A 20167-nucleotide genomic window follows, 5' to 3' on the forward strand; every position below is an offset into this window, starting at 1 on the left:
ACGGAAAGAGCAGCTCTTGAACACGGCTACGGAAAAAACACCCGCTCCCACCAGCCCGGTCTGGGTGGCCGGTTTCATGTCCGGCACCTCGCTGGACGCGGTGGACGCCGCCATGATCCTGACGGACGGAGAGAAGGTAACGGACTTCGGACCCGCCGTGGAACGCAGGTACAGCGCCGCGGAGCGGGCTATCCTGCAGGCAGCGACCGACGCGGCGCGGGCCTGGAACTGGGCGGGACCGATCCCGGAAGCCCCGTTCAAGGCGGCGCTGGACGTGATAACCCGCACCCATTTCGAGGCCTGGGGCATGCTCACCGGCCTTGCCCGGGCGCCGGCGCCGCTGCTGGCCGGGGTACATGGACAGACGGTACTGCACCGGCGCGCGCAGCCCGGACACAAGGGCGCGACGCTCCAGCTGGTCGATCCGTTCGCCCTGCAGAAGGCCATGGGCGTGCCCCTGGTGTGCGATTTCCGCTCCGCCGATGTCGAAGCGGGCGGGCAAGGCGCGCCGCTGGCGCCTGCCTATCATGGCGCGCTGATGGACCGCCTCGGCGGCGAGGCGGCCGTCGTGCTGAACCTGGGCGGGGTAGCCAACATCACGGCCCGCCTCTCGAACGGGACACTGATCGCCTGCGATACCGGCCCCGCCAACGGGCCGATTGATGAGTGGGTCGAACGCCACGGCAAAGGCACGCACGACGCCGGTGGCCGCCTCGCGCTGGCGGGCAAGGTAGATACCGCGCGGCTGGCCAGGCTGATGAGCCATTCCTGGTTCGCGGAGAAACTGCCGAAGTCGCTCGACCGGTACGATTTCAATGCGGGTATGGCCGAGGGCCTGTCGCTGGAAGACGGCGCCGCAACGCTTACTGCCTTCTCGGCGGCGGCGGTGGCAGCAGGAATTGATCAGCTCCCGGAAAAACCGGCGCGCGTGATCGTGAGCGGCGGCGGACGGCACAATCCGGCGCTTATGGCGGCGCTGAAAGGCGCGCTGACTTGCAAGCTGATGACGGCGGAAGACGCCGGTTGGCGCGGCGATTCCATCGAAGCCGAAGCCTTCGCCTACCTTGCCGCACGCCGGATGCGCAAGCTGCCGCTGAGCTGGCCGATGACGACGGGCGTGCCAGCGCCGATGACCGGCGGACAGGTGTTTGGATTGACGCCGGCGCCCTAACGGCCGCCGAGCTCAGCGAGCGCCGCTCCGTCCAGCCTGTAGATCGTCCAATCGTCCATCGGCCTTGCGCCGAGGGAGAGGTAGAAATCGATGGACGGTTTGTTCCAGTCGAGCACGGACCATTCGAGCCGGCCGCAGCCGCGGCCGACGGCTATTGCCGCCAGTTGCATGAGCAGCGCCTTGCCATAGCCCTTGCCGCGCTGGGCGGGGTCCACGAACAGGTCTTCGAGATAGATCCCGGGCTTCGCCAGGAAGGTCGAGAAGTTATGGAAGAACAGCGCAAAGCCATGCGCGGCGCCGTCTTCCTCGATCAGCAGCACTTCAGCGTAGGGGCGCGGGCCGAACAGCTGGGCGCGCAGGCCCGGTTCGTCGGCGAGGCATTCATGCTCCAGCTTTTCATAGACAGCGAGGGCGCGGATGAAGCGCAGGATGGTGGGGGTGTCCGCCTCTTCGGCAAACCGGATGGTGGCCATGGAGGAGCAATGTCCCGCGTGCAGGTGAAAACGGCCCGCTCATGTCTGGGCGGGCCGCCTGATTTCTATTCTTCGAAGTCTTCATCGTCCTCGACGATGTCTGCGTCCACGCCTTCCTCGGCTTCGAGGCGAAGTTGCTGGTCGGCCTCGGCGAGGCGGCGTAGCAGGTATTCCTCACAGACGCCGATCAGTTCTTCGCGCTTATCCACATAGAAGTGGTTGGCGCCCTTCACTTTGGCACGCTCGACCTTGTGGCCCTTCTGCACGCGTACTTTCGACAGCGCCCGCTCCACGTCTTCCGGCGAGGCAATGGAATCGGCATCGCCCGCGACGATAAGGCCCGAGGCCGGGCACGGCGCGAGGAAGGAGAGGTCGTAGTGATTGGCCGGCGGCGAGATCGCGAGGAAGCCATCGATTTCCGGACGGCGCATCAGCAGTTGCAGCGTGATCCAGGCGCCGAAGGAATAGCCCGCGCACCAGACATAGCGCGGGCTTTCCGACAGGTTTTCGAGATAGTCGAGAACATAGGCGGCGTCTTCGAGCTCGCCGATGCCCTGGTCATAGACGCCCTGCGAGCGGCCGACGCCGCGCGAGTTATAGCGCAGCACGCCGAAACCACGCCGTTCGAACAGCTGGTAGAGCATGATCGAGACGGGGTCCTGCATGGTTCCGCCGGCCTTGGGGTGGGGATGCAGGATCAACGCGATCGGGGCGCCTGGAAATGGCGGCTCGGTGTAACGCGCTTCGATCCGCCCCTGGGGGCCCGGAATGATGATTTCTGCCATCTGATCCTCGGCTTTTTGAAGTGAAGGGGGCGAGATAGGCCAAATCGCCCTGAGAATGCAAATTTTTCTGCAGGGTGCGGCCTTGGCCGGAAAAGCCTATATATGGGGGCATGATCTATGCCGACTACAACGCCACCGCCCCGATGCGGCCGGAAGCCCGCGAAGCGATGCTCGCGGCGCTGGACCTTGGCGCGGCCAATCCCTCCTCGGTCCACCGGGCCGGGCGGACCGCGCGGGCTGTGGTGGAGCGGGCGCGGGCCCAGATCGGCGGCGCCATCGGCTCGAGGGCCGAAGACATCCTGTTTACCAGCGGCGGCACCGAATCCCTGGCGCTCGCCATACAGGGCGCCGTCCAGGCGCTGGACGGCAAGGCAACGCTGATCGTTTCTGCCATCGAGCATGAGGCGGCGACCAAGGCTGCCGGATTTGCTGGTGTACCGGTCGAGACGGCCTATGTGCTCGCCTCCGGACAGGTGGACCTCGATGACCTGAAGACCCGGCTCAGCGCCTGGGACAAGGCCCTGAAGGGCACGCCGGTCCTTGTGCTGATGCTCGCCAATAACGAAACCGGGATCCTGCAGCCCGTTGCCGAAGCGGCTGCAATGGTGCGCGGCGCCGGCGGCCTGACTGTGTGTGATGCGGTGCAGGGGCTCGGCAAGGTTCAGGTGAATGCGGCGCTTCTGGGCGCAGATTTCGTCGCACTGTCGGCGCACAAGATCGGCGGTCCGCAAGGCGTCGGCGCCCTCTGGCACCGGGCCGGGGCTCCGCTGAAGGCGCTGCTGCACGGCGGCGGGCAGGAACGCGGGCTGCGCTCCGGTACCGAGAACGTGGCCGGCATCGCGGGCTTTGGCGCGGCGGCCGAGGCAGCTGTGCGAGACCTGCCGAAATACGCAGCCCTCGCGAAACACCGCGACACGATGGAGGCGCGGCTCAAAGCCGAAGGCGGCGTTACCGTGATCGGCGAGGCCAGCCCGCGCCTTGCGGGCACGTCAAACTTCGCGCGCCCCGGTTTTCGCGCGGAGACTCAAGTGATGGCGATGGATCTGGCCGGTGTCTGCGTATCGGCGGGCTCGGCCTGTTCGTCCGGAAAGGTGAAGAGATCACTTGTGCTGATGGCCATGGGCGCAGATGACAGCCTTGCGGAATCGGCCATCCGCACCAGTTTCGGCTGGGGTACAAAGCCGGAAGACTTCGAGCGCGTGGCAGATGCCTGGCTCGAGGCCGCCCGGAGAACAGTCTTGAAGGAAACCGCGTGATGGATTGCTGCGGCGGGATTGATGAGCACGATGAGGAGTGCGCCGACGTGAAGGTGAAGCCTGGCATTGATGCAGGCACGGTCGAGGCGGCGAAGCGGCTCGAGTCGGAGAACTATTCGGCCGGTTTCATCACCGATATAGAGATGGAGTTCGCGCCCAAGGGCCTGAATGAAGACACCGTGCGCTTCATCTCGGCCAAGAAGGGCGAGCCCGAATGGCTGCTGGCTTACCGTCTGGACGCCTATCGCCGCTGGCTGACGCTGGAAGAGCCGACCTGGGCGCGGGTGAATTATCCGAAGATCGATTATCAGGCTTACTATTACTACGCCGCGCCGAAAGATGCCGCGAAGTACAAGTCTATCGACGAAGTACCGCAGGAAATCCTCGACACCTACGCGAAGCTGGGAATCCCGCTGCGCGAGGCCGAAGTGCTGCTCGGCGTGGAAGGCGCAGCCGAGACGGCGGCGACGGCGCGGGAGAAGCCGCGCGTGGCAGTCGATGCCGTGTTCGATTCTGTATCGGTGGCGACAACCTTCCGTGAGGAGCTCAAGAAGGCCGGCGTGATCTTCATGTCGATCTCCGAAGCGGTGCACGAGTATCCGGAGCTGGTGAAGAAATATCTCGGCACCGTGGTTCCGGCCTCGGACAATTTCTTCGCAACGCTGAACGCGGCCGTCTTTTCGGATGGCACGTTCGTCTATGTGCCGAAGGGCGTGCGCTGCCCGATGGAGCTGTCGACCTATTTCCGCATGAACGCGGAAAGCACCGGGCAGTTCGAGCGTACACTGATCATCGCTGACGAGGGCGCCTACGTCTCCTATCTCGAAGGCTGCACCGCGCCGATGCGCGACGAGAACCAGCTGCATGCAGCGGTCGTCGAGCTGGTCGCGCTGGACGACGCCGAGATAAAGTATTCCACCGTGCAGAACTGGTGGCCGGGTGATGAGGACGGCAAGGGCGGCATCTACAACTTCGTGACCAAGCGCGGCGATTGCCGCGGCGCGCGTTCGAAGATTTCGTGGACGCAGGTGGAGACAGGCTCCGCGATTACCTGGAAGTATCCATCCTGCATCCTGCGCGGCGACGATTCGGTCGGCGAGTTCTACTCAATCGCCGTGACCAATGGCCGCCAGCAGGCCGATACCGGCACCAAGATGATCCATCTTGGCAAGCGCACGAAGAGCCGGATCATTTCCAAGGGCATCTCGGCTGGCAAGTCCGACAACACCTACCGCGGCCTCGTCTCGATCCATAAGAAGGCCGAAGGCGCGCGCAATTTTACGCAGTGCGACAGCCTGCTGATCGGCAGCCGCTGCGGCGCCCACACCGTGCCCTATATCGAGAACCGGCGCGCTGACGCGCAGCTCGAGCATGAGGCGACGACGACGAAACTGTCGGAAGATCAGCTGTTCTATGTGCGCCAGCGGGGCATCGGCGAGGAGCAGGCGGTGGCCCTGCTCGTCAACGGGTTCGTGCGCGACGTGTTGCAGGAACTGCCGATGGAATTTGCCGTTGAGGCGCAGAAGCTTTTGGAAGTCAGCCTGGAAGGAAGTGTGGGGTAATGATGAGAACGAGTCTTGCAGGGATTGCGCTGCTGATGGCGGCGGCCTGCACACCGGAAACGGTCGAAGCGCCACCAGCGGATGAAACGGCCACCGCGCCACTTGCCGCAGAGCTGCAGACCTGCGCCATCACGGAATCGGCGACGGGTGCGATGATCCCGCAACTTTCGACCTGCACCATCGCGCTTGGCGAAGGTCAGCCGACGCTCAGCGTCTCCTCCGACCCCATGGCAGACGGCGAAGGCACACTTCGCTTGGATGTGCTCGATGCGTCCGGCGCTTCGCTGCAGGTGATCGAGGAGACGGCTACCGGTTCCTACAGCTATCCCTATATCGAGGACATCGACGGCGACGGCGCCGCTGACATCATGGTGCCGCTCCTGACCGGCAACGTGAACACCAACTATGCTGTCTGGCTGAAGGCTGCGGACGGCAGTTTCAAGCGCGCCGGCGAACTTAGCGGTGTCAGTATCGGACAGACGCCCGAGGGCATGATTGCCGCTTCGGGACGCTCGAACGCTGCCGAATGGGAAACAGGGTATTACCGGCTGACCGACGGCGCGCTGGAGGAAATCGCCGCCGTGGTTAACCGCGTCGACCCCGAACCGGGCGAGCCGCCCCTGACGGCGCCAGCCTGCGAGGTTATCCGTATCCTCGACGGCATCGACCCGGCGCCCTTCTGCGCCGAGGGCGCGCCCGGCCCCGGCTGATCCGGCCCGGAACTTGCTGCGATTCCACCGGAAAGCGGCCGTTTCGAGCCGTCCGGAGGATGCCATGTGGAAACCTGTTGCCGCGCTCGCTCTGATCTTTGTCGCCCTGTTTGTGGCGCCCCTGGTGGCCGCATCGGCCTGAAACAGGGGGAAACCCGTATTGCGGGCTGCGGCAAACTCCGCTTTCCGCTTTCAAATCCTCCCGGGGCGCCCTAAATCCCCGGCATGTTGAAGATTGAAAACCTGACCGCGACCGTGGGTGAAGGCGAGGATGCGAAAACCATCCTCAACGGCCTGTCGCTCGCCGTGCCCGCGGGCGAAGTGCATGCGATCATGGGCCCCAACGGAGCCGGCAAATCCACGCTGTCCTATGTGCTGACCGGGCGGGAAGGTTACGCCGTCACCGGCGGCACGGCGACGCTGGACGGCGCAGATCTCCTCTCGATGGAGCCCGAAGCGCGCGCCGCTAAGGGCATGTTCCTGTCGTTCCAGTATCCGGTCGAAATTCCCGGTGTGCCGGTGATGACTTTCGTGCGCACCGCCATGAACGCCCAGCGCAAGGCGCGCGGCGAGGCGGAGATTTCGGCGCCGGACTTCATTAAGAAATCACGCGAGATCGCCAAGGTGCTGAGCCTTGATCCCGAGATGCTGAAGCGTCCCGTCAACGTGGGCTTTTCCGGGGGCGAGAAGAAACGTCTCGAGATCTACCAGATGATGATGCTGGAGCCGCGCTTCATGGTGCTCGACGAGACTGATTCCGGCCTCGATATCGACGCGCTGCGCACCGTTGCCGAAGGCGTCAACGCGCTGCGTGCACCGTCGCGCGGCATGCTGGTGATCACGCACTACCAGCGCCTGCTCGACTATATCAAACCAGACAAGGTGCACGTGCTGGCCAAGGGCCGCATCATCAAGACCGGCGGACCGGAACTCGCCCACCGGCTGGAAGCCGAAGGCTATGACGGCGTGCTGGCGGAGGCCGTGTGAGCGCCGCCCTCAAAGACCTGATCCGGAACCCGACCGTTGCCGAACTGGAACTCGTCGCGCGCTTTGCGGCGCTGAAGGCGGATCCGCGCCGCGAGCGACTGTTCGAAGCCTTCGCGCAGACAGGCCTGCCCGGGCGCCGTGTCGAAGGCTGGCGCTGGACAGATTTCAAGACGGCCGTGACGTCGATGGAGGCGCCGAAAAGTGCGCCGCCCCGAGATCCGCTGGCACGTGAAGGTGTGGCCACGCTGCGGTTCACCCCGTCGGGCTACGCAGCGCCGTCGGCCCTGCCGGAAGGCCTGCGTCTGCTTGTGAAGGATGATGTTCAGGCGATGGGCGGAGCCGAGGCCGCGCCGCTGGGCGCGCTGGCGGCCGCGCTGTCCGGTGGCAAGACCCCGGGCACACTGCTGGTGGATGTCAGCGCCGGGGCGCCGGTGCATCTGCACATGGTGTTTGAAGGGCCGGGCGCGCTCAATGCCGCGCGGGTCGTTTTCCTGCTTCGTCCCGGAGCGGAGCTGCAGGTGACTGAAAGCCATCTCGGCGGCGCGGCTTTGTCGACAGCACTGATAGAGTTCACGCTGAACAAGAACGCGCGTCTCCATCGCACGGTTTACCAGATCGGCGGCGCCAGCGAAGCGCAGGCGGTGACGGCCATCATCGAACAGGATGCGGGCGCCGAGAGCCTGCAGACGACGCTGGCCTTCGGCGCGAAAGTGGCGCGCCTCGAAACGCGCCTTGTGCACCGGGAGACCGGGTCGAAGGCCACGTTGAATGCCGCCTATCTCGCGGGCGCTGGCCTGCAGGCCGATATCACGACGCATGTGCGCCATGGCGCGCCGTCCTGCGTGACGCGCCAGTTGACCAAGGGCGCTGTGCTGGACGGCGGGCGCGGCGTGTTCCAGGGCAAGTTTCATGTGCCGCGCACGACGGGTCAGCAGACTGATGCCTCGATGCAGCACAACGCGCTGCTGCTCGAAGAGGGCGCGGAAGTGTTTGCCAAGCCCGAGCTTGAAATTCTGGCCGACGATGTTCAGTGCGCGCACGGCAATACGTCCGGGGCGCTGGACGCGGCGCAGCTGTTCTATCTGCGTCAGCGCGGCATCCCGCTGGTGCAGGCACGCGCCATTCTGACCGAAGCCTTCATTGCGCAGGCGCTGGAAGGCGCGGGCGGAATGGAAGAGGCCCTGCGCGCCGAAGCGACGGCCTGGCTGACCCATGCCGCGTAACCTCGATATTCCCGCGATCCGCGCCGAATTCCCGATCCTTGCCCGCCTGGTGAACGGGCATCCGCTCGTCTATCTCGACAACGCCGCCAGCGCGCAGAAGCCGGACGCGGTGATCGACGCGATGGCGAACCAGATGCGGACCGCCTATGCCAACGTGCACCGCGGCCTGCATACGCTGGCGAACGAGACAACCGAAGCCTATGAAGCCGCGCGCGAGATAGTACGCGCCTTCCTCAATGCACCGTCCACGGACAATGTGATCTTTACCAAGGGCTCCACAGAGGGCATCAACCTTGTCGCGGCGGGGCTGGGGGCGCGCGTCCAGCCGGGTGACGAGATCGTCCTGACGATCATGGAGCACCATTCAAACATCGTGCCCTGGCACTTCCTGCGCGAGCGCCACGGCGCCGTGCTGCGCTGGGTGGGTCTGCAGGAGGACGGCTCGCTCGACATGGACGCGATGCGCGCCGCCATCGGGCCGAAGACGAAGATGGTCGCGCTGACGCACATGAGCAACGTACTCGGCACGGTCACGGATGTGGCCGCCGTCACGCAGCTTGCCCACGCGGCCGGCGCCGAAATCCTGATCGATGGCAGTCAGGCGGCGGTCCACCTGCCGCTCGACGTGCAGGCCATCGGCTGCGACTGGTACGTCATCACCGGCCACAAACTCTACGGGCCGACCGGCATCGGTGCGCTCTACGGCACGTCTGACGCACTCGCCCGTGCCCGGCCCTATCAGGGCGGCGGCGAGATGATCGAGGTCGTGGAAACCGGCCGGGTGACCTACAACACGGCGCCCCACAAGTTCGAGGCCGGCACACCGCCGATCCTCGAGGCGATCGGTCTTGGCGCGGCGCTGCGCTGGCTTGGCCAGTTCGACAAGGCCGGGGTCGCCGCGCACGAGCACGCCGTTTACACGCGCGCCCGCGAGGCCCTGCGCGGCATCAACGGCCTGAAGGTGCACGGCGAATCATCGGGCAAGGGCGCGGTCCTGTCCTTCAGCCTGGAAGGCGCCCACCCGCATGACCTTGCCCAGATCCTTGACCGTTACGGCGTTGCCATCCGCGCGGGCCACCACTGCGCGCAGCCGTTGATGCAGCATCTCGGCGTTTCGGCCACTGCGCGGGCGAGTTTCGCATTGTATAACACTGTAGCGGAGGCCGACGCCTTCGCCGAAGCGCTCGCCAAGGCGCGGAAAATGCTGGTATAGGAAGCCTCATGGCAGACGATCTTGCTTCCCGGGACACAATGAACGCGGCTGAAACGCCTGCAGCGTCAGCGATTCCGCAGGAAGAGCTCGACCGGATGACGGATGAGCTGATTGCGGCGTTCAAGACCGTTTTCGACCCAGAGATCCCGGTCGACATCTATGAACTGGGCCTCATCTACAAAGTGGATATCGATGATGACCGCAAGGTCGACATTGAGATGACCCTGACGGCGCCAGGCTGCCCTGTGGCCGGCGACATGCCGGGCTGGGTGGAGAATGCCGCTAAGTCAGTAGACGGCGTCGCCGATGTCGAGGTGCGCCTGACCTTCGATCCGCCCTGGACGCCCGCCCGCATGTCGGACGAGGCGCGCCTCGCGTTGAACATGCTTTGATCTGACCAGGGCTCAGGCCCCGATCAGCTTTGGCAGGGCTTTGCAGAAGCGGCTCACATCTTCCAGCTTGCCCATCGAGACGCGGCTCCACGGCGTGTAGTCCATGTACTGCCCGCGAATGGAAATCTTCTCGGCGGCCATCGCCTTCTGCAAATCATTGGCCGGCTTGCCGCTCTGGAAATAGACGAAGTTGGTCTGTGACTTGAGATAGGGCAGGCCGAGCGTGTCGAGGGTCGCCTCGACCATCTGCCGGCCTTCGACGATCTTGCCTTTCGAATAGGTTATGAAGGCCTCGTCGTTATAACAGGCGATGGCGGCGGCCGTGGATGTGCAGGGCGCCGAGGACATCACGGTGGCGCGGATCTTCGCGGCGGTTTCTGCCGATGAAATCGTATAGCCGACGCGGATGCCGGCCATGCCATAGATCTTCGAGAAGGTGCGCGTGATGATCACGTCCTTGCCTTCCTTGACCAGCGGCACACAGGTGATCGCGGCCTCGTCATCGGTCAACTCGATATAGGCTTCGTCAACCACCACGGTGGTTTTCGCGGCCATACCGGCGACGGCGGAGCGGATTATGGTGCCCGGCGTCGTCAGGCCGGTCGGGTTGTTCGGATTGCACAGTTGCACCATGCCGGTTCCCGGCGTGATGGCAGCTTCGATGCCGGCATAGTCGACCTCCATACCGTCCGTAAGCGGAATACGTGTGATGCTGGCCATGCCGAGATTGGCGGCATAGAGGGAGGTTGTGTCCCAGAAGAGGCGCGGCGCCACGATCGGACCCTTCGGCCCGTAGATCAGCGCAATGGCGCTGAGGGCTTCGCCGGACCCGGTGGTGATGACGACCTGTTCCGGCGCCACGCCGTGGCGGTCGGCGATAAGCGCCATCAGCGTCTGGATGGCTTCGGCATTGGTGTAATAGGCGCCCTTTTCGGCGGATTTGCTGATCGCCGAAAGGGCAGACGGGGAGGGTCCGTATGGGTTCTCGTTGCGCGAAAGCAAAGCCTGGCCTTCGGCGGGGCCGAACAGGGGGAGCGGCGCAGAAGGCGGGAAGGCGCCCTTTGCTTCGGCGAGCGCCGCGGGCGAACTTGTGGTGCAGGCCGCGAGGCTCGCCGCTGCGCCCATTGCGCCGCCGGAGAGGATGCCGCGGCGTGTGAGTCTATATCCCATGGTCTTTCTCCGGTGTTCGGGTAGCGAGTTCGGTGGTGATCGGGACGGCGTCGGTGCGCATCGGCAGACCGGGGCGCGCCGGGCCAAAGGCAGACGTCAGCATCAAGGTGGACGTGACCAGCAGATAAAGGCCAAGCGCGCGGCGCAGGTGCGCCGCGTTGAGACTGTGCGCCATGGCGACGCCCCACGGCGCGGTGATCAGGCTCATCGAGATGATGGCCAGGGCGGCGATCACATTGACATAGCCGATGGAGCCGAAGGGCAGGCCGGTTTCGCCCAGGCCGCCGAGGACGGAGCCGATTGTGCCGGGTACCGCGATGATCGTGCCGAAACCGGCGGCGGTGGCGACCGCGCGGTGCATGGGTTGGCCGCTCAGTGTCATGATCAGAACGGCCGGCGTGCCGCCGCCAATGCCGAGCAGGGTGCAATAGCCGCCGAGAACGCTGCCCAGGCCGCCGCGCAGCATGCCCGTCGGCATCTGGCCAGCGATGGGACCGTTCTTCGTCAGTGCCGGGAACAGGAAGTGCCAGGACATGATGAACACGCCGATGCCGAAGGTGACCTTGAGCGCTTGCCCGTCCATGTAGCGCGCAATGATCAGCCCAAGGACGACCCCGGCGACCACCCAGGGCGTCCAGCTCCTCAATATGTCGAAGTCGACCGCGCCGCGCCGGGCATGCGCCTGAACGGAGCGCAGGGAGGTGAAGATGATCGTGGCGAGCGAGGTGCCGATGGCGACGTGCATGATCTTGTCGCCGTCACCACCAGTGCCCAGCAGGGTAAGCACGGAGGCCAGCGCCGGCACCACGACAAAGCCGCCGCCGATGCCGAACAAGCCTGCCACGAAGCCGGCCAGCGCGCCGGCCGCCAGCATGGCCGCAATGAACATCAGCGTGTCGCCCGTAATCGCCAAGCACGACTCCTGCCGGAAATGCGGCCTGCAACCGGGTTACGCCTGTTATGGCCGGGCGCAATTCTCCGGGACCGGAAAGGGCGCCAAATGGCCGATTCCGGCGGCAGACGGCGGCCGTTTGACCAGCAGGGCAACAAAACTTGGGCAACCCGGCAGGCCTTGATCTTACCGCGCCAATCGCCCACCTATGGGGCATGGCCAGACGACCCCGCCCGAAACCCGTGAAACTGTCTGATTCCGCCGCAGCGCGCGTGCGGGACATCATGGCCGAGCGCGGCCTTGGTTACCTTCGGGTCGGCGTGAAGAATGGCGGCTGCGCGGGCATGGAATATGTCATGGACTATGCCGCCGCGCCGGAGCCGCTCGACGAAGTGGTCGAGGACAATGGCGTCACGATCGTGATTGATGCGAAGGCCGTCCTGTTCCTGCTGGGCAGCGAGCTCGATTACGAGACGACGCTGCTGCACGAGAAATTCGTGTTCCGGAACCCGAACCAGACGGACGCCTGCGGCTGCGGCGAAAGCGTCACCATTGTTCCCGCCGCGGCGGAATGATCGTTCGCAGTTTCGCGCCGATTGCGGCGCCGGATGCGAAAATCCTCATCCTTGGCAGCATGCCTGGCGTTGCCTCGCTGGACGCGGGCCAATACTACGCCCATCCCCGTAACGCGTTCTGGCCGATCATGGGCGCGCTGTTTGGCGCGGGACCGGACCTGGCGTATGCAGAGCGTGTGGAGCGGCTTAAGTCGCGGGGCGTGGCGGTGTGGGACGTCCTGCAGGCCTGCGAGCGCGAGGGCAGCCTCGATTCGAACATCCGCAGCGAAGTGCCCAACGATTTTGCGGCCTTCTTCGCGGCGCATGCCGAGCTGCGCACCCTGGCGCTGAACGGCGGCAAGGCGGCGGCGAGCTTTCGCAAGCACGCCGCGCGCCTGCTACCGGACGGCGCGGCTTTGCATGCCTTGCCCTCCACTAGTCCCGCCCATGCGGCGCGCAGCTTCGAGGCAAAGTGTGATCTGTGGCGGGCCGCGCTTTGCGCCTGATCAGATCCCGTCGCCCGAAAGCTTCATCAGGATGATGCCGCCAGCGATCAGCAGTGCGGCGAGCACACGCAGCGCCGTGGCGGGTTCCCCGAGCCACAGCACGCCGACGGCGAACGCGCCGATCGCGCCGATGCCGGTCCAGACCATGTAAGCGGTGCCGAGCGGCAGGCTTCGCATGGCGAGCGCCAGCAGGAAGAAGCTTGCGGGCATTGCCGCGGCCATCAGCAGGGTCGGCGTAAGGCGCGTAAAACCGGCGGACTGTTTCATGGCGACAGCCCAGACGATTTCGAGCAGGCCGGCAAGGATGAGGTAGATCCAGGACATGGGATGCTCCGGTTTATCGGGCCGTCCCGGTCATGTTTCCGGCACCGGGGGAAGCCGTTCTCCTGAATGTGGCGGCGAGATAGGACATCCGCAACGGGATTCCAGAGGTGGTTCAGGCCTTGCTGTACGCCGATAGATCGTCCGGGGTGGGCTTGGCTTCGAAGCCGTTCGGCGGGTCGGGGATTAAGGTTGCGCGCCTTACCGGTTCGCCGGTGGCTTCGGCGACAAGTTCGGCGGTGCGGGCCTCAACGGCCTCGGTGAGGCGCGCGATGAATTCGTCCTTTGGAAGGCCGGGCGGGATGGGTTCGAGGAATTCGATCACGGCCTTGCCGGTTCGGCGCGGCGATTCCTGTTGCTGCCAGAACACGCCGATATTCGTGGCAACCGGCACGACGGGCACCCCCATCGCTTCGGCCATGTGCCAGACGCCGGACTTGTAGCGGAAGTGATAGCCGACCGGGGCGAGGTGGCCTTCCGGATAGATCAGCACACGGCGGCCGTCATCCTTGGCTCTTTGCATGCCGTTGGCGAGCGAAGAGGCTTTCTTTTCGCCGCCGCCGCAGGTGTCGATGACAATGGCGCCAAGCTTCTTCAGGATGCCGGACACAAGCGGGAAGCGCTCAAGGTGGTCACCAGTGACGAAGGCGAGGTTGTGGACTTCCGGGTAGACGAGGAAACCGTCGCCCCAGCTCTGGTGTTTGGAGGCGATCACGAAGGCGCCATCGGGGAGGTTGGCGCGCCCGCGCACCTCCTTGCGGATGCCGGCGACAATGCGCAGTGCCCAGTTCATCGCGCGTGTATAGCTCTTGATGATCGCACGCACGGGGCTGTGGCCCGGCCAGGCGAGAAAGGGCAGCGAGACGAGCACATAGATGATCGACAAGAGCCAGTAGGCCATCTGGAAAAGGGTACCGCGCATGGGGGTGATGCTCCGTAGGCGAAGGATCAGGCAGATTTAAGGACGGCGAGCACAGCGCGCGATAGGGCGGGCGCGTGCTGGGAAAGCGGGCCCTGCAGGCGGTTGTAGATCTTGTTTTGACCTGCTTGCATGACCACGCCCAGGGCCATGGCCGCCTTCAGCGCAGGATCGCCCTTCGGTATCGCGCCGGCATCCATCAGGCCACTGATGATCTTCTCGGTGACCGAGACTGGGTCGTCTTCGCGGCGCTTGTCGTAGGGCAGGTAACGGTTCAGCGAGACGAGGTGGAAGGAGAAGAGTAGAAAGTCTTCGTCCGCCAGCGTGCAATAGGCGAGCACGGCGGCGTGGACTTTAGTGTCAAGGCTGCCTTTGCTCGACAGCGCCTCGGTCAGCATCTGCGACAGGCGATTGTGGGTGGCCTGGAAGAGCGAGAGGGCGAGTTCGTCCTTGCCCTTGTAGTGGCGGTAGAGCGCGCCTTCTGAGACGCCCGCCTTGTCGGCGATCTCGCGCGTTGTGGCGGCGTCCACGCCTTCGTGGATAAACAGCTTCAGCGCCGCCCGCTCGATCTTCGGCTTGGCGTTGCGCACCCGCGGCTTCTTGTCGGGCGGCTGGGGCGGCGGGGCGGCGGATCGGGCCATGCGGAATGTCTCCGGTTACAGGCCGGCATATAGCAGGCGGTCGGCCAGATTGCAAGTGATCATTCGCTCACTGGGGTGCGGGATCCGTGAATGACGCGTAAACCATTGGAAGGTGTGGAGGGCGCCAAATGCAAACCGGGCGCACCGTCTGGGTGCGCCCGGAAAGGGTGTTCGATTGTGAATTGCCGCCTAGGCGAGGACGTCGATCCGGTAGCTTTCGATGACGGTATTTGCGAGCAGCTTCTCGCACATTTCCTTCACGCGCTTTTCGGCGTCGGCCTTTGCAAGGCCGTCCTCGAGTTCAAGTTCGATCACTTTGCCGACGCGGGCGGCGGAGACTTCGCCGTAACCCATGCGGGCGAGTGTATCGGCGACGGCCTTGCCCTGGGGATCCAGCACGCCGGATTTCAGCGAGACGTGAACGACGGCCTTCATTATTTGCTGCCTCCGGTGAAGCTGACGACGTTGTCCGTGTCGCCCGATTCCTTGATGATCCCAAGGCGGCGCGCAACTTCGGCATAGGCTTCCGTCACGCCGCCGAGGTCGCGGCGAAAACGGTCCTTGTCCAGCTTCTCGCCGGTCTTGTAATCCCACAGGCGGCAGCTGTCCGGGCTGATCTCATCGGCCAGCAAGATGCGCGGCATGTCGTGATCGTTCTCGAAATAGCGGCCGAATTCGATCTTGAAATCGACGAGGCGGATGCCGGCGCCGGCGAACAGGCCGGACATGTAGTCGTTCACGCGCAGGGCGAGCGCGATGATGTCGTCATACTCTTGCGGCGTCGCCCAGCCGAAAGCTGCAATGTGCTCCTCGGAGACCATCGGGTCGTGGAGCGCGTCGCTCTTGTAGTAAAATTCCACAAGCGGGCGAGGCAGCTGCTGGCCTTCGGGCATGCCGAGGCGTGTCGACAGGGAACCGGCTGCGATGTTGCGGACAACGACTTCGAGCGGGATGATCTCGACCTTGCGGATCAGCTGCTCGCGCATGTTGAGACGGCGTATGAAGTGCGTCGGGATTCCGATGGCGCTCAGCTGCGTCATGATGAACTCGCTGATGCGATTGTTCAGCACGCCCTTGCCGTCGAGCACGGCTTTCTTCTGGGCATCGAACGCCGTCGTGTCGTCCTTGAAATACTGGATCAGCGTGCCCGGCTCCGGGCCCTCATAGAGGATTTTCGCTTTTCCCTCATAGACGATGCGCCGTTTGCTCATCTTATCCGGCCCTTCCTGCAGTGCCTGGGGGCCTTCTGCCCGGCGGAATCACCGGCCAGCACCCCTGAAGGCGCGACTGTTACGCCAAGTCGCAGGCAGAAACAATTATTGCGAACACCCGGCCCGGCGACCTATATGACCGCTGACAAGCCAACGTCTGACACAGAAAAGGGTATTTCCATGAGCTCATTCGATGATCGTGAACGCGCCGAGGAAGCCCGGTATGCCCTCGACCAGCAGACGCAGATGCGCGTAGCCGCCCGCCGGAACAAGTTGCTGGGTCTCTGGGCCGCCGGCCTGATGGGCGTCAGCGGCGCAGATGCCGAGGTTTATGCCAAGAGCGTTGTGGTGGCGGATCTTGAGGAAGCCGGCGACGGCGACGTGATCCGCAAGGTGCTGGGCGACCTGACAGCGGCGGGCATCACCCGTACCGAAGCGCAGATCAAGGAAGAGCTGGCGCGCCTGTTGCCGGTCGCTCGCGAGGAAATCATCCGCGAAGTCAAAGGCTGACAGGTCTCAACGAGCCTGAACAGACTTCAGGCTGCCGCCGGATGCCGGAACATAACTGTCGGCGCAGCTCGGTGTCTCGTGGCCCAGCGGCGTGAACGAGACGCAGTTGAACTGCGCGCCGGCCCCGTCCCGGAACAAGGGCTTGCCGTGCCAGCCCTGAATGCTGGATTTGCCCGTCCAGGTGCTGAACATTACTTTGCCGGCGGTCTGCGGAACACCGGGGTCGCCTGGCCGCGTTGCATAGTAAGGCACGCCGTCGACGAACCAGGTGATACCATCGGGGCGCCATTCGAAGGCATAGAGACGGGGCGCAGCAGCCGCGTCGAAGGGCAGATCGAAGACCGCAGGCTGGTTGGTCTTGCCCTTCCGGAAATAGTTGAAATGAATCTTGGTCGTATCCGTGCCGAGAAACTCGATATCGATTTCATCATGCGGGTCGCCGAACCACGGGCCGGTATAGGTGAAGAAGGCCGTGACGAGACCTGAGCCGGGAGCCGGCTGCATGATCACTTCGTAGCGGCCATAATGGTAGGTCTGTCCGGACTGCATCTCGGCTGCCGTGTAGGGCAGGCCGCCATGAGACTCTCGTTTCACTTCGAGAAAGGCGCCGCCATTGCGGGCATCGACGTTCGCGGGCAGCCAGTCGCCGCCATAGTAGGAGTTGGCATTGCCGTGATCGGACGCGGTGAAGACGGGGTCCTCGGACGGGAACGTCAGGCGCGTCAGGAAGCCGCCGGTGCGAGGCTTGCGTTTCGGCGACCACGGTTGTGTGACAACCGGCGCCATATCCCGCTCGACTGGGCGCACCCAGGGGTAAAAGTCCGGTTCGTTTGCCGCGGCGACCGGTTCAGGCAGGACGGCGGCTGCTTCAGTTTCGGACAGGGGGCTGCGCGCCGGGGCCGGTGGCTGCAATAGCCAGAGGGCCAGCGCGAGGAAAGCCGCCCAGCTGCCCAGCACAAGCCGGTCAACGCCGGTATCGGCGCAGCGCCATTGTGCGGCAGGTGATGGTTTATGCTCGGCCAAGACCCGGGCCCCTATGTTAACGCTTCGCTAACCAGCAAAAAATGCGCCAACGCGGGTAAGGAATCAGGCGGCCGAACCGTCATCCGGAGCAGGGGCGGTGAGGGCGGAGCGATTGCGCATCATGAACAGCGGCACCGAGCCGATGGGTGTGATGGCCCAGTCAAGCGGCTGGTCATGCGACTCCGCCGGGACCCGGTCGATCTGCTGGGCCGCATAGGCGACCGCGCAGGCGAAGGCGCGGCCCTTGGCCCGCAGGACCGACAGCGCCTGATCGTAATGGCCCCGGCCATAGCCGAGCCGGTTTCCCAGCGTGTCGAAGGCGAGCAAGGGCGTGAGCACCAGCGTTGGCGTCGCCTCTGGCGCGTCTTCCGGCGGCTCTGACAGGCCGAAGCCGCGCCGCTCCAGCGGCTCGCCGGGTGACCACAACCGCCAGCTGATACCCTGAGGCGTCATGCGTGGCAGGCAGGTTTCCGCTCCCGCGCGGGCCAGCCGGTCGAGCAGCGGCATGGGGTCGAGTTCTTCATTGATCGGAACATAGGCCGAGACGACCGGGCCATAGCGCTCCAGGAGCTTCATCGGGAAAATCGCCGCGAGCTTTTCAGCCGCATCCGGGTCGCGGGCGGCGGCTTCCGCGCGCAACGTGCGCATCCGGTGGCGCAGGTTTGTCTTGTCGTCTTCGATACTCATGGGGCCTTCTAGCGGGGCTTTATGGCGCCGTCACCGAAGAAGGGACACAAGAACCGCAATCGCCGCCGGGCACATTTCACTCCCGTCGACCTAGAGACTAGGTGGGTGCCGGATGAGCCGAGGCCACAGCCCCGACCAGAGTGCCAACTCCCTGACGGTAAGTAAGGTCGCTGGAGATCAGTCCCTGCGCGCGTCGCAGCCCTTGTGAACGGCCAATGTAGTGGGCCGGGGGGCTGCTGGGAAGGGGCCTGCTCAGGGCGTCACATCGAAGGCATAAAGAAGGGTGCGCTGGACCTTGTTGAAATTATTGTCCGAAACAATCCAGAGTCGCAGCTCGCCGGTCTGCATAACCTCGGCGGCCAGGCCTTCAAAGTTGTCAGTCAGCACGGGGCGCGACAGCGTCAGCCGTTGGTTTGCACCGGCCCCCCAGACCAGCACTGAGCGGGCGCCCCGGAGAGGATCGAAGGCGCGGTAGAGCTGGATATTCCGGGTTGTGCCGTCGGCCAGGCGCACCGCATCCAGGCCGACAAGGGCAAAGCCCTTGGGGTTGTCTGCGAGCTGACCCGTCCAATCCGAAGCGCCGGAGGCAAGCACGCGGCTGATTGGGGACCCGCTGGTGGACGCGCCCTCGAAACCGGCCTTGAGGTGGCCATCCGGCGTCAGCACAAGGGCTTCGGGGCCTTCGTTCGTGTCTATGGCGCGGCCTTCGAACGTGGCGGGCAGCGCTGAGATTTCCACAGCTTTCGCGCCGGCGCCGCAGGAGCCGACGGCGAAGGCCTCGATCCGGAAATCGCGCTCGAAGCTGACGAAAGCGATGCCGTCCCGCACGGCGAGGCCTTCCGCATCATTCTCGCTCTTGCCGGAAAGAAACTGGCCTTCGGCGCCGCGCATGTAGCCGATGGTGGCGGCGGCGGGCGCCCCGCCCGACGTGCCGATCCGGACCCAGCCGCCAGCATCGGTGACCGCCAGAAGCGTGTTGCTGTCCTCGACGGCGAGACCCGAGAGCCCGCCGAAGTTGGGGTCGCCCGAGGTCAGTTCCCAGGCCCCGGCGAGCCGGGCGCCGGCGGGCGCGAGGCCGGCGAGGCTTTCCGTCTGTTTCGCGTCCAGCTCTGTCACTGACACATCCAGCGGGAGGAAGCCGCGCATCGGGGCGTTGCCGTCCGGGCATGACGCGGCGTGGATGCCATCTGCGGCGGCGGCAAAAGTCCACAGGTCGTTAGTCACCGCGGCGGGCGCGGAACGCGCGGCAACCGGCTCGGCTTCGGTCCCGGGCGCTGCGCAACTGGCGAAACCCAGTACGACAGCGGCCGCGATCAGGGGCAGGACGATTTTCATGGAAAGCCTTGGGGGAGTTTGCATTTCGGGCGGGTCTCACCCCCGCGCGGCCAAGGGATGACAGAACCTCGACCTTTTCATGGCCGCCATGCCTGTGCGGGCTGGATTTCGATTCCGAACTCTTTCAAATATTGCAGATGAGTCAGATCCCGCTTGCCCGCCGCTCCCCCATTCCGCCCGAGAACTGCAATCTCGCGCGCACGATCGAGATCGTGGGTGATCGCTGGACGCTGTTGATCCTTCGGGCGGCGCTGTATGGCGTGCGCCGGTTTGACGACTTCCAGTCCGAGCTTGGCTGTCCGCGGACAGTCTTGTCCGGCCGGCTGAAGATCCTGGTTGATGCGGGCTTGCTCACGAAAAAGACCTACAAGGTACCCGGCAAGCGGGCGAGGCCGGAGTACGTCCTGTCGGCCATGGGGCTGTCGCTGCGGCCCATCCTGATCGGTTTGACCCAGTGGGGCGACATCTGGCTGGGCAAAGGCGAACCTCCGCCGATCAGCTTTACCAAAGCCGGCTCCAAAACGGCGATCCGCGCCGCCTTTGTGGACCCGGACGGCCGGGAAGTGCGCCCCGACCAGATCCGCGCCGTCCTGCGGGGATAGGCGGGTTCGGCGCGGCGCAGCGGA

The 20167-nt window shown here is 64.8% G+C and carries 24 protein-coding genes; 12 read left to right on the forward strand and 12 right to left on the reverse strand.

Annotated features, from left to right (window positions below; all coding sequences use genetic code 11):
- The first annotated feature begins 16 nt into the window (after nucleotides 1–16).
- Entirely contained in the window at nucleotides 17–1171 is a 1155-nt protein-coding gene (locus Q0C17_RS03225; RefSeq protein WP_291201230.1) for an anhydro-N-acetylmuramic acid kinase, read from the forward strand.
- On the opposite strand, the gene Q0C17_RS03230 is transcribed toward Q0C17_RS03225, so the two are convergent.
- Both Q0C17_RS03230 and Q0C17_RS03235 read right to left on the reverse strand, forming a co-directional pair.
- Nucleotides 1168–1644 carry a GNAT family N-acetyltransferase gene (locus Q0C17_RS03230; protein WP_291201234.1) on the reverse strand — a complete coding sequence of 159 codons (477 nt, stop codon included), beginning with the start codon at nucleotides 1642–1644 and terminating at the stop codon, nucleotides 1168–1170. The genes Q0C17_RS03225 and Q0C17_RS03230 overlap by 4 nt on opposite strands.
- Before the next feature lie 65 nt (nucleotides 1645–1709).
- Nucleotides 1710–2429, reverse strand: coding sequence for an alpha/beta hydrolase (locus Q0C17_RS03235; protein ID WP_291201237.1), 720 nt, complete (start codon nucleotides 2427–2429; stop codon nucleotides 1710–1712).
- A gap of 110 nt (nucleotides 2430–2539) precedes the next feature.
- Between Q0C17_RS03235 and Q0C17_RS03240 the strand changes: the two genes are divergently transcribed.
- The 7 genes from Q0C17_RS03240 to Q0C17_RS03270 all read left to right on the forward strand — a co-directional run bounded on the left by Q0C17_RS03240 (nucleotide 2540) and on the right by Q0C17_RS03270 (nucleotide 9772).
- Nucleotides 2540–3685 (forward strand): cysteine desulfurase family protein, encoded by a 1146-nt coding sequence (locus tag Q0C17_RS03240; RefSeq protein ID WP_291201240.1) that lies wholly within the window; start codon nucleotides 2540–2542, stop codon nucleotides 3683–3685.
- Nucleotides 3685–5247 carry a Fe-S cluster assembly protein SufB gene (sufB, locus tag Q0C17_RS03245; RefSeq protein WP_291201243.1) on the forward strand — a complete coding sequence of 521 codons (1563 nt, stop codon included), beginning with the start codon at nucleotides 3685–3687 and terminating at the stop codon, nucleotides 5245–5247. Before Q0C17_RS03240 ends, sufB begins: the two co-directional genes overlap by 1 nt.
- Nucleotides 5247–5957 carry a hypothetical protein gene (locus Q0C17_RS03250; protein ID WP_291201246.1) on the forward strand — a complete coding sequence of 237 codons (711 nt, stop codon included), beginning with the start codon at nucleotides 5247–5249 and terminating at the stop codon, nucleotides 5955–5957. Before sufB ends, Q0C17_RS03250 begins: the two co-directional genes overlap by 1 nt.
- Before the next feature lie 225 nt (nucleotides 5958–6182).
- The gene (sufC, locus tag Q0C17_RS03255) at nucleotides 6183–6944 is read left to right on the forward strand and encodes a Fe-S cluster assembly ATPase SufC (protein WP_291201249.1); all 762 of its coding nucleotides are present in this window, start codon (nucleotides 6183–6185) and stop codon (nucleotides 6942–6944) included.
- Nucleotides 6941–8167, forward strand: coding sequence for a SufD family Fe-S cluster assembly protein (locus Q0C17_RS03260; RefSeq protein WP_291201252.1), 1227 nt, complete (start codon nucleotides 6941–6943; stop codon nucleotides 8165–8167). Before sufC ends, Q0C17_RS03260 begins: the two co-directional genes overlap by 4 nt.
- The gene (locus Q0C17_RS03265; RefSeq protein WP_291201255.1) at nucleotides 8157–9380 is read left to right on the forward strand and encodes a cysteine desulfurase; all 1224 of its coding nucleotides are present in this window, start codon (nucleotides 8157–8159) and stop codon (nucleotides 9378–9380) included. Before Q0C17_RS03260 ends, Q0C17_RS03265 begins: the two co-directional genes overlap by 11 nt.
- A gap of 8 nt (nucleotides 9381–9388) precedes the next feature.
- Nucleotides 9389–9772 (forward strand): SUF system Fe-S cluster assembly protein, encoded by a 384-nt coding sequence (locus Q0C17_RS03270; RefSeq protein WP_291201258.1) that lies wholly within the window; start codon nucleotides 9389–9391, stop codon nucleotides 9770–9772.
- A 12-nt stretch (nucleotides 9773–9784) separates the two neighbouring features.
- Here the strand turns inward: Q0C17_RS03270 and Q0C17_RS03275 are convergent, their stop codons facing one another.
- A complete protein-coding gene (locus tag Q0C17_RS03275) occupies nucleotides 9785–10942 on the reverse strand; it encodes a histidinol-phosphate transaminase (RefSeq protein WP_291201261.1) in 1158 nt (385 codons plus the stop codon).
- Complete coding sequence (locus Q0C17_RS03280) at nucleotides 10932–11855, reverse strand: sulfite exporter TauE/SafE family protein (protein WP_291201264.1); 924 nt, start codon at nucleotides 11853–11855, stop codon at nucleotides 10932–10934. The genes Q0C17_RS03275 and Q0C17_RS03280 overlap by 11 nt, the downstream gene beginning before the upstream one ends.
- Before the next feature lie 194 nt (nucleotides 11856–12049).
- Here Q0C17_RS03280 and Q0C17_RS03285 point away from each other — a divergent pair, with 194 nt between their 5' ends.
- On the forward strand, nucleotides 12050–12409 hold the full coding sequence (locus Q0C17_RS03285) for an iron-sulfur cluster assembly accessory protein (protein WP_291201267.1): 360 nt from the start codon (nucleotides 12050–12052) through the stop codon (nucleotides 12407–12409).
- Complete coding sequence (locus Q0C17_RS03290) at nucleotides 12406–12894, forward strand: DNA-deoxyinosine glycosylase (protein ID WP_291201270.1); 489 nt, start codon at nucleotides 12406–12408, stop codon at nucleotides 12892–12894. The genes Q0C17_RS03285 and Q0C17_RS03290 overlap by 4 nt, the downstream gene beginning before the upstream one ends.
- On the opposite strand, the gene Q0C17_RS03295 is transcribed toward Q0C17_RS03290, so the two are convergent.
- The 5 genes from Q0C17_RS03295 to purC form a co-directional block, all read right to left on the reverse strand.
- Nucleotides 12895–13218, reverse strand: a complete 324-nt coding sequence (locus Q0C17_RS03295; RefSeq protein WP_291201272.1) for a multidrug efflux SMR transporter — start codon at nucleotides 13216–13218, stop codon at nucleotides 12895–12897.
- Between the two features lie 112 nt (nucleotides 13219–13330).
- Nucleotides 13331–14137: a 1-acyl-sn-glycerol-3-phosphate acyltransferase gene (locus Q0C17_RS03300; RefSeq protein WP_291201275.1), complete on the reverse strand. Its 807-nt coding sequence runs from the start codon at nucleotides 14135–14137 to the stop codon at nucleotides 13331–13333.
- 26 nt (nucleotides 14138–14163) lie between these two features.
- On the reverse strand, nucleotides 14164–14775 hold the full coding sequence (locus Q0C17_RS03305; protein ID WP_291201278.1) for a TetR/AcrR family transcriptional regulator: 612 nt from the start codon (nucleotides 14773–14775) through the stop codon (nucleotides 14164–14166).
- 189 nt (nucleotides 14776–14964) lie between these two features.
- On the reverse strand, nucleotides 14965–15210 hold the full coding sequence (purS, locus tag Q0C17_RS03310; protein WP_291201281.1) for a phosphoribosylformylglycinamidine synthase subunit PurS: 246 nt from the start codon (nucleotides 15208–15210) through the stop codon (nucleotides 14965–14967).
- On the reverse strand, nucleotides 15210–15986 hold the full coding sequence (gene purC / locus Q0C17_RS03315) for a phosphoribosylaminoimidazolesuccinocarboxamide synthase (RefSeq protein WP_291045019.1): 777 nt from the start codon (nucleotides 15984–15986) through the stop codon (nucleotides 15210–15212). Before purC ends, purS begins: the two co-directional genes overlap by 1 nt.
- A gap of 180 nt (nucleotides 15987–16166) precedes the next feature.
- Here purC and Q0C17_RS03320 point away from each other — a divergent pair, with 180 nt between their 5' ends.
- Nucleotides 16167–16496: a DUF1476 domain-containing protein gene (locus tag Q0C17_RS03320; RefSeq protein ID WP_291201284.1), complete on the forward strand. Its 330-nt coding sequence runs from the start codon at nucleotides 16167–16169 to the stop codon at nucleotides 16494–16496.
- Between the two features lie 6 nt (nucleotides 16497–16502).
- Here the strand turns inward: Q0C17_RS03320 and Q0C17_RS03325 are convergent, their stop codons facing one another.
- The 3 genes from Q0C17_RS03325 to Q0C17_RS03335 form a co-directional block, all read right to left on the reverse strand.
- Complete coding sequence (locus Q0C17_RS03325) at nucleotides 16503–17519, reverse strand: family 16 glycosylhydrolase (RefSeq protein WP_291201287.1); 1017 nt, start codon at nucleotides 17517–17519, stop codon at nucleotides 16503–16505.
- Nucleotides 17520–17582: 63 nt separating this feature from the next.
- Complete coding sequence (locus Q0C17_RS03330; RefSeq protein ID WP_291201291.1) at nucleotides 17583–18206, reverse strand: 5-formyltetrahydrofolate cyclo-ligase; 624 nt, start codon at nucleotides 18204–18206, stop codon at nucleotides 17583–17585.
- Nucleotides 18207–18458: 252 nt separating this feature from the next.
- On the reverse strand, nucleotides 18459–19541 hold the full coding sequence (locus Q0C17_RS03335) for an esterase-like activity of phytase family protein (RefSeq protein WP_291201294.1): 1083 nt from the start codon (nucleotides 19539–19541) through the stop codon (nucleotides 18459–18461).
- A gap of 137 nt (nucleotides 19542–19678) precedes the next feature.
- Between Q0C17_RS03335 and Q0C17_RS03340 the strand changes: the two genes are divergently transcribed.
- On the forward strand, nucleotides 19679–20143 hold the full coding sequence (locus Q0C17_RS03340) for a helix-turn-helix domain-containing protein (RefSeq protein WP_291201297.1): 465 nt from the start codon (nucleotides 19679–19681) through the stop codon (nucleotides 20141–20143).
- Nucleotides 20144–20167 lie beyond the last annotated feature (24 nt).

The sequence above is a fragment of the Hyphomonas sp. genome (assembly GCF_022844445.1).
GTDB lineage: Bacteria > Pseudomonadota > Alphaproteobacteria > Caulobacterales > Hyphomonadaceae > Hyphomonas.

Bases quoted from the DNA above. Each gene is read 5' to 3' on its own strand.
- Q0C17_RS03230 (WP_291201234.1), bottom strand. From the start codon at position 1,644: ATGGCCACCATCCGGTTTGCCGAAGAGGCGGACACCCCCACCATCCTG.
- Q0C17_RS03235 (WP_291201237.1), bottom strand. From the start codon at position 2,429: ATGGCAGAAATCATCATTCCGGGCCCCCAGGGGCGGATCGAAGCGCGT.
- Q0C17_RS03240 (WP_291201240.1), top strand. From the start codon at position 2,540: ATGATCTATGCCGACTACAACGCCACCGCCCCGATGCGGCCGGAAGCC.
- sufB (WP_291201243.1), top strand. From the start codon at position 3,685: ATGGATTGCTGCGGCGGGATTGATGAGCACGATGAGGAGTGCGCCGAC.
- Q0C17_RS03250 (WP_291201246.1), top strand. From the start codon at position 5,247: ATGATGAGAACGAGTCTTGCAGGGATTGCGCTGCTGATGGCGGCGGCC.
- sufC (WP_291201249.1), top strand. From the start codon at position 6,183: ATGTTGAAGATTGAAAACCTGACCGCGACCGTGGGTGAAGGCGAGGAT.
- Q0C17_RS03265 (WP_291201255.1), top strand. From the start codon at position 8,157: ATGCCGCGTAACCTCGATATTCCCGCGATCCGCGCCGAATTCCCGATC.
- Q0C17_RS03270 (WP_291201258.1), top strand. From the start codon at position 9,389: ATGGCAGACGATCTTGCTTCCCGGGACACAATGAACGCGGCTGAAACG.
- Q0C17_RS03275 (WP_291201261.1), bottom strand. From the start codon at position 10,942: ATGGGATATAGACTCACACGCCGCGGCATCCTCTCCGGCGGCGCAATG.
- Q0C17_RS03285 (WP_291201267.1), top strand. From the start codon at position 12,050: ATGGCCAGACGACCCCGCCCGAAACCCGTGAAACTGTCTGATTCCGCC.
- Q0C17_RS03290 (WP_291201270.1), top strand. From the start codon at position 12,406: ATGATCGTTCGCAGTTTCGCGCCGATTGCGGCGCCGGATGCGAAAATC.
- Q0C17_RS03295 (WP_291201272.1), bottom strand. From the start codon at position 13,218: ATGTCCTGGATCTACCTCATCCTTGCCGGCCTGCTCGAAATCGTCTGG.
- Q0C17_RS03300 (WP_291201275.1), bottom strand. From the start codon at position 14,137: ATGCGCGGTACCCTTTTCCAGATGGCCTACTGGCTCTTGTCGATCATC.
- Q0C17_RS03305 (WP_291201278.1), bottom strand. From the start codon at position 14,775: ATGGCCCGATCCGCCGCCCCGCCGCCCCAGCCGCCCGACAAGAAGCCG.
- purS (WP_291201281.1), bottom strand. From the start codon at position 15,210: ATGAAGGCCGTCGTTCACGTCTCGCTGAAATCCGGCGTGCTGGATCCC.
- purC (WP_291045019.1), bottom strand. From the start codon at position 15,986: ATGAGCAAACGGCGCATCGTCTATGAGGGAAAAGCGAAAATCCTCTAT.
- Q0C17_RS03320 (WP_291201284.1), top strand. From the start codon at position 16,167: ATGAGCTCATTCGATGATCGTGAACGCGCCGAGGAAGCCCGGTATGCC.
- Q0C17_RS03330 (WP_291201291.1), bottom strand. From the start codon at position 18,206: ATGAGTATCGAAGACGACAAGACAAACCTGCGCCACCGGATGCGCACG.
- Q0C17_RS03335 (WP_291201294.1), bottom strand. From the start codon at position 19,541: ATGAAAATCGTCCTGCCCCTGATCGCGGCCGCTGTCGTACTGGGTTTC.
- Q0C17_RS03340 (WP_291201297.1), top strand. From the start codon at position 19,679: ATGAGTCAGATCCCGCTTGCCCGCCGCTCCCCCATTCCGCCCGAGAAC.